An 8687-nucleotide genomic window follows, 5' to 3' on the forward strand; every position below is an offset into this window, starting at 1 on the left:
CGCAGGGCGGGTTCCGCTGGGCCTCGCTGCCGGCGCTGGCCTTCGTGGGGCTCGCCGATGTCGCGGCCAACGGGACGTACTCGATCGCCGCACAGCACGGGCCGGTGACCGTGGCGGCGGTCCTCGCCTCGCTCTATCCGGTGGTCACGTCCCTGGCCGCACGCGGCTTCCTCAGCGAGCGGCTGCGGGCGGTCCAGGCGGCGGGGGCGGGGCTAGCGTTGGTGGGGACGTTGTTGCTGGCTACGGGGTGAGCGCTCAGGCTTCCGCGTCCAGTTCCGCCAGCCGCGCGATCGTGTCGTCGTCGAGTTCGGCGAGCCGCGCGGCGGTCTCCTCGTCCAGGCCGGCAAGCGCGTTCAGCTGGTCCGGGGTGACGCCCTCGGGAATCGGTACCGGCGCAGGCGTCCGCAGCGGTGGCTGCCAGCCCTCGGCCGGAGTCCAGCGGCGTACGACCCGTGCGGGCGCCCCCGCCACCACGGCATGGTCGGGCACCGTGCCCCGGACCACCGCACCGGCCGCCACCACCACGTTCCGGCCGATCCGCGCACCCGGCAGGATCACCGCGCCGGTGCCGATCCAGCAGCCCGGGCCGATCTCGACGGGTTCCATGCGCGGCCACTGCTTGCCGATGGGCTCGTGCGGGTCGTCGTAGGAGTGGTTCGTGGAGGTGACGTAGACGTACGGGCCGAAGTAGCAGTCGCTGCCGATGGTGACCGTCGTGTCGGCGATGACATGGCTGCCGCGGCCGAGGACGACGCCGTCGCCGAGACGCAGGATGGGGTCGGGACCGAGGTCGAGGTCGGGCATCAGGCCCGCGGTGAGGGTGACCTGCTCGCCGACGATGCAGTGGGCGCCGAGGTGGATCCAGGGTTCGCCGAAGACCGTGCCCAGCGGGAAGGCGAGTCTGGTACCTGTTCCCATCGCGCCGAAGCGGAAGCGTCCCGGGTGCGCGGCGGTCACGGAGCCCGTGCGCTGCACCCAGGCCCAGCCCGCGTGGACGGCGCGTTGCGCGAGGTGGCGCCGCCATTCTGAGAACGTGTTCTTGCGCTTGGGCACCCGCTCACGGTACTCAGCGTGAGCCGCACCCATGAGGTCCGGCCGCTGTGATCTTCGCCCTACCGGTGACGTACCGTGCGGGTGTCTCCGACGGTTGGGAGGGTCTTATGACGCACAGGGCGTTGATCGTAGGTATTGGTGGCAGGGAGCCGGAGGTCGATGAGTCGGCGTTCGTGGCTCCTACGGCGTCCGTGATCGGGGACGTGACGCTGTCTGCGGGGGCGAGCGTTTGGTACGGGGCCGTGTTGCGCGGTGACGTCGAGCGGATCGCCGTCGGGGCGAGCAGCAATATTCAGGACAACTGCACGTTGCACGCCGACCCCGGGTTTCCGGTGACCGTCGGGGAGCGGGTGTCTGTCGGGCACAACGCCGTTGTGCATGGGGCGACCGTTGAGGACGACTGCCTTATCGGGATGGGGGCTACGGTGCTCAACGGGGCGGTGATCGGGGCGGGTTCCCTTGTTGCCGCGCAGGCGTTGGTGCCGCAGGGGATGGTTGTGCCGGCGGGGTCACTGGTCGCGGGGGTGCCGGCGAAGGTGCGGCGGGAGCTTACTTCCGAGGAACGGGAGGGGTTGACCCTTAACGGGACTATGTATGCGGAGTTGGCCAAGGCGCATCGCGGGGTGCATGAGTAGACCGGCTGGCGGGTGCGGGTCGTTTGTGGCTGGTCGCGCAGTTCCCCGCGCCCCTTCAGGGCGCCTCACTCGCCGGCGTTTACCGGTTCGGGTTCGTTCTTCTCTGCCGACATCTTCTGCGCCTTGCGCCTGACCATCAGCATGGAGGCCAGGCCCACCAGGACTGCCGCTGCGAGGCCGAAGTACGAGAAGCGCTTGAGCCAGTCCTCGGCGACGATTCCCACGTAGTAGACGACTGCCGTGGTGCCGCCGGCCCAGATGATTCCGCCGAGCAGGTTGGCGGTCAGGAACTTCCAGTACGGCATGCGCAGTACGCCCGCGAGCGGGCCGGCGAAGATACGGAGCAGGGCGATGAAGCGGCCGAAGAAGACGGCCCACATGCCCCATTTTTCGAAGGACCGCTCGGCGGTGGCGACATGGCCTTCGCTGAAGTGTCTGGGGAACTTGTCGGCGAGCCAGGCGAGCAGGGGGCGTCCGCCCTTGCGGCCGATCGCGTAGCCGATGGAGTCGCCGATCACCGCGCCGAGGCTGGCGCAGGCGCCGAGGACGACCGGGTTGATGCCGGAGTGCTGGGAGGAGAGCAGCGCCGCCGAGACCAGGACGATCTCGCCCGGCAGCGGGATGCCCAGGCTCTCCACCCCGATGACCAGCGCCACCACGGCGTAGACGGCCACCGGGGGAACCGTGTCGAGCCATTCCTGGACGTGCAACGCCGGTCCTCCCGAATTCACGAACTGCCTTGCGGGCGTGCGCCGCACAAAAGGGCGCACCTCGGAAGCCTACCGCCCGGCGTCACGGGGGACGCCCCGCCGATCGGCGGCATCGGAACCGCTCCGTTACCTGCCAGGCGGGCAGAAAGGGCTCCCATTGCCCGCCATTCACTTAAGGTAGCCTTGCCTAAGTTGGCCGGTTTCCGGAGGGTGGCTGGTGGGAGCAGGGGAACTGTCGGGGCGGAACGTCCTGGCGCGCTCGGTCAAGGGACAGATACGACGCGTCGCTCTCGGCTCGGCGCTCGGATGCGTGCACCAACTGGGGGAGGCCCTGGTGCCGGTGCTCATCGGTGTCGTGATCGACCAGGCCGTCGCCGGTCAGAAGGCCGGACGTCTGATGCTCTGGCTCGGCGTACTGGCCGTCATGTACGTGACGCTGTCGTGGAGTTTCCGGCTGGGCGCCAAGGCCGGTGAGCGCGGTGCCGAAGAGGCCGCGCACACACTCCGGTTGGCGATCGTGGGCCGGGTGCTCGATGCCCGGGGCGGTGCGGAGGAAGGGCGGCTGCCCGGCGAACTCGCCAATGTCGCCACCGAGGACGCCAAGCGGGTCGGTGCGGTCAACATGGCGCTGATGAGCGGGATTTGGGCGATAGCCGGTGTCGCCGTGAGTGCGGTCGCGCTGCTGCTGATCTCTGTGCCGCTCGGGCTGATCGTGCTGCTGGGTACGCCTGTGCTGCTGTGGCTGGGGCATCTGCTGTCGAAGCCGCTGGAGCGGCGCAGCGAGGCCGAGCAGGATCGGGCCGCCCATGCCTCGGGCGTGGCCGCCGACCTGGTGGCCGGGCTGCGGGTGCTGAAGGGGCTGGGCGCGCAGCAGGCCGCCGTCGAGCGGTATCGGCGGACGAGTCGTATCTCCCTTTCCGCCACGCTGCGTTCGGCCCGTGCCGAGTCCTGGCAGACCGGGCTCGTGCTCGCGCTCACCGGTGGGTTCATCGCGCTGATCGCCCTGGTCGGCGGGCGGCTGGCACTCGACGGGGCGCTCACGTTGGGGCAGTTGGTGTCGGCGGTGGGGCTCGCGCTGTTCCTGCTGGGGCCGTTGGAGACGTTCGCGTGGGTAAACGCCGAGCTGGCGCAGGGCCGTGCCTCGGCCGCCCGGGTCGCGGAGGTGCTCGCCGCCGGGCCCGCCGTCGTGGACGGCGACGACCCGGTCACCGAGCCCGTGCGCGGCGGACTGCGCCTGCGGGGCGTACGGCTCGGGGGCCTGGACGGCGTCGATCTCGACCTGGCCGCCGGGAAGTTGACCGGCATCGCGGTGACCGATCCGGCCGGTGCCGAAGCCCTGTTGCGCTGTCTGGGCCGGGAGACCGACCCCGAGTCTGGTTCGGTGGAGCTGGACGGTGTACCGCTGACTCGGCTGGATCCGACGGGACTTCGGGCGGCGGTGCTGGTCGCCGCCCATGACGCGGCGCTGTTCGAGGGCTCGTTGGCGGCGAACGTGACTCCGGAGGAGTCGACTCCGGGCGCAGCTGGCGACCATCTCCTTACCGAGCACGCCATGGCCGCCGCCCGTGCCGACGAGGTGGCCGAGTCCCTGCCGTACGGCACCGCCACCGGTGTCGGTGAGGGCGGCCGGTCCCTGTCGGGCGGGCAGCGTCAACGCGTCCTGCTGGCACGGGCGTTGCGTGCCGGGCCGCCCGTCCTGGTCGTGCACGATCCGACGACGGCCGTCGACACGGTGACCGAGGCGCGGATCGCGGAGGGGCTGCGCGAGTTCCGGCAGGGCCGCACCACGATCGTCGTCACCAACAGCCCGGCACTTCTCGCCGTCACCGACCACGTGATCCTCCTCGACGCGGGCCGCGTCGGCGCCGAGGGCACCCACGCGGACCTGGTGCGGACCGACGCGACCTACCGGACGGCGGTGCTGGCATGACGACGGAAGACATCCGGACGACGGACTCCGACCGCGCCCTGCTCCCCACCGCCACGCCCGCCCGGACCCGTGCCGCGGTCCGTGAACTCCTGCGTCCGCAGCGGGGGTTGGCCGTCGCCGGGTTCGGCCTGATGGTGGTCGCCACGGCCGTCGGGCTGCTCACCCAGCCGCTGCTGGGCCACATCGTCGATGTCGTCACCGAGCGGCGCTCCCCCGACGCACTCACCCTGCCCGTGGTCGCGCTCGCCGGGGTCGCCGTGGTCCAGGGGGTGACGACCGCGCTGGGCATGTTGCTGGTGTCCCGGCTCGGGGAGACCGCGCTCGCGCGACTGCGCGAACTGTTCGTCGAGCGGGCGCTGTCGCTGCCCCTGGACCGGATCGAGAAGGCCGGGTCCGGCGACCTCAACTCCCGGGTGACGCGAGATGTTTCACGGGTCGCGGACGCGGTGCGCGGCGCGCTGCCGGAACTGGCGCGGTCCGCGTTGTCGATCGTGCTGACGCTGGGCGCGCTCGCCCTGCTGGACTGGCGTTTCCTGCTCGCCGCGCTGATCGCCGTGCCCGTGCAGGCGCACACCGCCCGCTGGTATGTGCGCAACGCCGTTCCCCTGTACGCCAAGGAGCGCATCGCGACCGGGACCCAGCAGCAGCAGTTGCTGGACACCATCGGCGGGGCGCGGACCGTACGGGCGTACCGGTTGCAGTGGGGGCACACCCGGCAGGTCACCGAACGCTCGCGTGCGGCAGTGGAGTTCACGATGAGCGGGGTGCGGCTGATGCTGCGCTTCTACAGTCGGCTGCACATCGCCGAGTATCTGGGGCTCTCCGCCGTCCTGGTCACCGGGTTCCTGCTGGTGCGGGACGGTTCCGCCTCGGTCGGTACGGCCACCGCCGCCGCGCTGTACTTCCACAGTCTCTTCGGGCCGGTCAACACCGCGTTGGTGCTGCTGGACGACGCCCAGTCGGCAACGGCCGGGCTGGCACGGCTCGTCGGGGTCGTGGACGAACCCGCGCCGGTGGTCGCCGGGCAAGCGGACGACCGTACGACCGCGGCCGGGCCGCCGTCCGTGACGCTGACCGGTGTCTCGCACGCGTATGTACCGGGCCGCCCGGTGCTGCACGACGTCGACCTGGAGATCCGGCCCAAGGAGCGGGTCGCGCTGGTCGGGACGACCGGTGCGGGCAAGACGACGCTCGCCAAGCTGGTCGCGGGGCTGCACCGCCCGCAGGCGGGCCGGATCGATGTCGGCGGCCAGGAGCCGGACGAGGCAGGGCAGTTGGTCGGGCTCGTCACGCAGGAGGTCCATGTCTTCGCCGGGCCGCTCGTCGACGATCTGCGGCTGGCCCGCCCGGAGGCGCATGTCGAGGAACTGCGGGAGGCACTCGACACGGTGGGCGCGCTCGGCTGGGCCGAGGCGTTGCCGGAGGGCCTGGACACGGTCGTAGGGGACGGCGGACATCGACTGACCGCCGATCGCGCCCAGCAACTCGCCCTGGCCCGGCTGCTGTTGGCCGACCCGCCGGTCGTCGTGCTCGACGAGGCGACGGCGGAGGCGGGCAGTTCGGGCGCCCGTCAGCTCGACGAGGCCGCCGAACAAGCCCTGCGCGGCCGTACGGCACTGGTCGTGGCGCACCGGCTCAGCCAGGCCGCCTCCGCGGACCGGGTGGTCGTCCTCAGCGACGGCCGGGTCGTGGAGAACGGCACGCACGACGAACTCCTCGCCGCCCAGGGCCCGTACGCCACCCTCTGGCAGGCCTGGTCCGACAGCCGCTCCCCCGACACCCACTAGATCTGTCACCCCCCGCCGACCCATCGCGACGAACAGAAGGATCATCCGATGCCCCGCGCCACCAGAGCCTCCCGGCTGTCCGGCCTGCTCGCCTCCGTACTCCTGCTGGCCATCACGGCGGTGGGCTGCGGTTCCTCCAACTCAAGCTCCACATCGTCCTCTTCGGACACCGCTGGCTCGGAGGCGAAGGCCTCCGCCGACGCGTTCCCCGTGACGATCGCCCACAAGTTCGGCAGTACGACGATCAAGTCCGAGCCCAAGCGCATCGTCACCGTCGGCCTCACCGACCAGGACGCCGTCCTCGCCCTGGGCAAGGTGCCGGTCGGCACGACCGAGTGGCTCGGCGGCTACAAGGGCGCCATCGGCCCCTGGGCCCAGGACAAGTTGGGCAGTGCGGCTGCGCCGACCGTCCTCAAGGACACCGGCACCGGCCCGCAGGTGGAGAAGATAGCCGCTCTGAAGCCCGACTTGATCCTCGCCGTCTACTCGGGACTGACGAAGGCCCAGTACCAGAGCCTTTCGCAGTTCGCGCCGGTCGTCGCCCAGCCGAAGGCCTACAACGACTACGGCGTGCCGTGGCAGCAGCAGACCGAGGAGATCGGGCAGGCGCTCGGCAAGGCCGCCGAGGCCAAGACCCTGGTGGCGGGCGTCGAGGCCAAGTTCGACGCGGCCAAGAAGGCCAACCCCGCCTTCGCCGGCGCTTCCGCCGTGATGGCGACCCCGTACGAGGGTGTGTTCGTCTACGGCAGCCAGGACCCGCGCTCCCGGCTCCTGTCCGACCTGGGCTTCGCGCTGCCTAAGGGCCTCGACAAGGTCATCGGGGACACGTTCGGCGCGAACATCAGCAAGGAGCGCTACGACCTGCTCGACCAGAAGGTCGCCGTGTGGATCGTGCCGGACACCACCACGGCCGTCAGCAAGCTGCACGACGACAAGATCTACGGCGACCTGAACGTGGTGAAGCAGGGCCGCGAGGTCTTCATCAAGGAGACCAGTGACTACGGCAACGCCGTATCTCTGTCTACGGTGTTGAGCATCCCCTACGTCCTGGACCGGCTGGTGCCGCAGCTCGCGGCGGCGGTGGACGGCAAGACGTCGACGAAGGTGGAGCAGCCCGCTTCCTGACACCTGCGCATACGAATGGGGCGGGTCCGAGTCCGGACCCGCCCCATTCGTGTGCTCAGACCCCGTCGACCAGGCTCTTGGGCCGCATGTCCGTCCAGTTGGCCTCGATGTGGTCCAGGCACTCCTGCCTGGCGGCGGGTCCGTGCGCGACCGTCCAGCCGGCCGGTACGTCCACGAAGTCGGGCCACAGGCTGTACTGGCCCTCGTCGTTGACGAGGACGGAGTAGACGCCTTCGGGGTTCTCGAACGGGTTGCTCATGTCGGGGGTTCCTTGCCTCTCTGCTGCGAACTGGTGGGTAAGCGTGGTTCGTTCAGGGCTTGTTGAGAGCCTCCGCCCGTCGTACGACGGCCTCCAGCGCCCGGAACCAGGTGCGGGCCAGGTCCTGCACCTGCTCCTCGCCGAGGAGTTCGGCGGCGTATGCCCAGTGGGCGCTCAGCTCCGGGCCCTCGGGACGGTTCTCGGTGATGGCGTTGAGGGTCAGGGCGTGGGACATCGGCTGGCCGGGGTCGGCGTCGAGGTCGGCGGCGTCGTCCTCGGGGGCGTAGGACCAGTCGGCCGCCGCCGGGCGGTCGAAGCGGCCCATGTAGTTGAACTCGATCTGCGGCTCGGCGAGTTGGGCCAGGCGCGGGCCGGTCTCGGCGTTGAGGTGGCGCAGCAGTCCGTGCCCGATGCCGGCCGTGGGCAGCGCGGTGAGGTGGGCGCGGACGCGGGCCAGGGCCGTGTCCAGTGCGGGCCCGCCGGCCAAGGCGTCCGCCAAGTCGGCCTCGCCCGGGTCGAGTCGTACGGGCACGACACTGGTGAACCAGCCGACCGTACGGGACAGGTCGGCGTCGCCCGCGAGTTGTTCCTCGCGGCCGTGACCCTCCAGGTCGACCAGGACGGGCCCGCCCGTGTACCGCGCGCCGAGTGTCCGGGTCCGCCAGTCCCCGACCGCCAGCGCGAACGCGGTGAGCAGAACGTCGTTGACGGTGGCGCCAAAGGCGGCCGGGGCCCGGCTCAGCAGCGGTTCGGTGAGGTCGGCGGGCAGGGTCAGGGAGAGATGGCGGGTGGTGGCGACGGTGTCCCGGGCCGGGTCGAGCGGGCGGGCCAGCGGAAGGCCGGCACCCTCGGCGAGGGCGGAGGTCCACCACGGCAGTTCGTCCTCGGTCGCGGGATCGGCGGCGCGGGTCCCGAGGAGCCGGGACCAGCGTGCGAACGACAGCTCCACGGGGGCGAGTTCGGCCGTACGACCGCCTCGGACCGCCGCCCAGGCGGTGGCCAGGTCGGGTAGCAGCACGCGCCAGGAGACGCCGTCGACGACCAGGTGGTGGACGAGGATCAGCAGCCGCCCGGGCTGTCCGGGTCCGGCGTCGAACCAGACCGCCCGCACCATCGCCCCGGCGTCCGGGTCCAGCCCCCCGCGCGCGGTCTCGGCGTGGCGGGAGATGGCGGCCCGCAGTCCGGCCT

At 71.2% G+C, this 8687-nt stretch carries 9 protein-coding genes; 5 read left to right on the forward strand and 4 right to left on the reverse strand.

What is annotated here, in order from left to right; genetic code table 11:
• Window positions 1–251, forward strand: a 251-nt coding sequence (locus R6V09_RS39150; RefSeq protein WP_317886240.1) for an EamA family transporter, incomplete at its 5' end; no start/stop codon positions are given.
• 4 nt (window positions 252–255) lie between these two features.
• Here R6V09_RS39150 and R6V09_RS39155 read toward each other — a convergent pair.
• Entirely contained in the window at window positions 256–1053 is a 798-nt protein-coding gene (locus R6V09_RS39155; RefSeq protein WP_307783061.1) for an acyltransferase, read from the reverse strand.
• Window positions 1054–1160: 107 nt separating this feature from the next.
• Here R6V09_RS39155 and R6V09_RS39160 point away from each other — a divergent pair, with 107 nt between their 5' ends.
• Window positions 1161–1688 carry a gamma carbonic anhydrase family protein gene (locus R6V09_RS39160; RefSeq protein ID WP_317886241.1) on the forward strand — a complete coding sequence of 176 codons (528 nt, stop codon included), beginning with the start codon at window positions 1161–1163 and terminating at the stop codon, window positions 1686–1688.
• Between the two features lie 65 nt (window positions 1689–1753).
• Here R6V09_RS39160 and R6V09_RS39165 read toward each other — a convergent pair whose 3' ends face one another.
• Entirely contained in the window at window positions 1754–2398 is a 645-nt protein-coding gene (locus tag R6V09_RS39165; RefSeq protein ID WP_317886242.1) for a DedA family protein, read from the reverse strand.
• 217 nt (window positions 2399–2615) lie between these two features.
• Here R6V09_RS39165 and R6V09_RS39170 point away from each other — a divergent pair, with 217 nt between their 5' ends.
• The 3 genes from R6V09_RS39170 to R6V09_RS39180 are packed head-to-tail and all read left to right on the forward strand — an operon-like array spanning window position 2616 to window position 7240.
• On the forward strand, window positions 2616–4328 hold the full coding sequence (locus R6V09_RS39170; protein WP_317886243.1) for an ABC transporter ATP-binding protein: 1713 nt from the start codon (window positions 2616–2618) through the stop codon (window positions 4326–4328).
• Window positions 4325–6115, forward strand: a complete 1791-nt coding sequence (locus R6V09_RS39175) for an ABC transporter ATP-binding protein (protein WP_317886244.1) — start codon at window positions 4325–4327, stop codon at window positions 6113–6115. The genes R6V09_RS39170 and R6V09_RS39175 overlap by 4 nt, the downstream gene beginning before the upstream one ends.
• Window positions 6116–6163: 48 nt before the next feature.
• Window positions 6164–7240 (forward strand): iron-siderophore ABC transporter substrate-binding protein, encoded by a 1077-nt coding sequence (locus R6V09_RS39180; protein WP_317886245.1) that lies wholly within the window; start codon window positions 6164–6166, stop codon window positions 7238–7240.
• Between the two features lie 55 nt (window positions 7241–7295).
• Here the strand turns inward: R6V09_RS39180 and R6V09_RS39185 are convergent, their stop codons facing one another.
• Window positions 7296–7499 (reverse strand): MbtH family protein, encoded by a 204-nt coding sequence (locus R6V09_RS39185; protein WP_093624131.1) that lies wholly within the window; start codon window positions 7497–7499, stop codon window positions 7296–7298.
• Between the two features lie 52 nt (window positions 7500–7551).
• A partial coding sequence (locus R6V09_RS39190; protein ID WP_317886246.1) for a condensation domain-containing protein occupies window positions 7552–8687 on the reverse strand: 1136 nt, incomplete at its 5' end.

Source organism: Streptomyces sp. W16 (assembly GCF_033194735.1).
In the GTDB taxonomy this organism is placed as follows: Bacteria; Actinomycetota; Actinomycetes; order Streptomycetales; family Streptomycetaceae; genus Streptomyces.